Source organism: Vibrio sp. 378 (genome assembly GCF_033339435.1).
In genome coordinates this window covers 1-1,153 of the sequence record NZ_JAWOUO010000121.1, presented here as the reverse complement: position 1 = coordinate 1,153, position 1,153 = coordinate 1, and the positions used below count along the sequence as shown (strand labels likewise).

Annotated in this window: 2 protein-coding genes; both read left to right on the top strand. The window is 44.2% G+C overall.

What is annotated here, in order from left to right; genetic code table 11:
• On the top strand, window positions 1-442 hold a 442-nt coding region (locus tag R7Q48_RS24535; protein WP_318132707.1), incomplete at its 5' end, for a hypothetical protein.
• Between the two features lie 188 nt (window positions 443-630).
• A partial coding sequence (locus R7Q48_RS24530; protein ID WP_318132704.1) for an EAL domain-containing protein occupies window positions 631-1,153 on the top strand: 523 nt, incomplete at its 3' end.

The following is a 1,153-nucleotide window of genomic DNA, read 5'->3' as shown; positions in this document are numbered from 1 at the left end:
ACTCGACGCTCCAGACCTACCTCACCACTATCGCATTTCTTCTGAGATTGGTACGGTTTGGGTGTTAAGCCATCACATGGTCAGTGCCGGTAAATCGTGTCGCGAAAACTTGTTGTCTTCAATTACCGAATGGCAAAGCGAGTATGGCTACGCGCTGCAACCTAACGACCTACTCTTCCTTGTTTGCGATCATTGGATCAGTCGCAGTAAAACCAGCCGAGAACTGCTCCATTGGTGGATGGGTGAATTGCCGGATCAAATCAACGAATATACTGAGCAAGGCATCACTCTTTACACCAGTGAATCTCAGCTCACTCAATCCCTTGATACACGCTTTGGTATCAGCCCTTGTTACATCAAATTTGGCCACCCTTTGCGTCGTTCTAACAAACAGCAACTGGTTCGAAAGTACTTGCAGTTGTACGCCGTATTACAGTGGTAGTATCAAATTGCAACAGGTAGATTATCAGTCTATTCATACATTTGTTTGATACGGCTCGATAAATCTAATCATCTCGTATTAACCCTCTTGCCTCATATGGCCTAGCCCAATTAGATTCTGACTACTGAAATCAAAGTTGGTGTCCATGTAACACCAATCAAAAACCATTGATCTAGGTTGTCGTAATAATGATGAGCATCTCGCAGCTTCTTGGCTGCATTTCTAAACAAGTAGATGGGCAGTACATCGCGCAATATGAGGACTTGACACTTCGCAGTGTCTTCCAACCCATTTATAAAAAGGATCTTTCCATCATCGGCTTGGAAGCCTTAGTCCGAATCAGCACTGCGGATGGTTCTATGATACGTCCGGATCTCTTTTTCCAATCTCCTTCCATCTCTGAACATGTTCAACTTAATGTCGAGCGACTTAGTCGCCTTATTCACATCAAAAACTTTGGGCAATCTCGTTACCGCAACAAAAAGCTCTTTCTTAATGTGCTTCCCAGAGCTGCAGAAATGCTGGCGAAGGACCTTTCATACAGCCATTTACTAAAGCAAGTGATTTGTGAGGCGGATTTGTGTCGCGAACAAATCGTGATGGAGTTAGTTGAATTAAGCGCAGGCGATGAGTCCTTTCTGTACAAAGCGACGAAAGAACTGAGTGACGGAGGCTTTAAACTTGCTATTGACGACTACGGCATTAATGCCT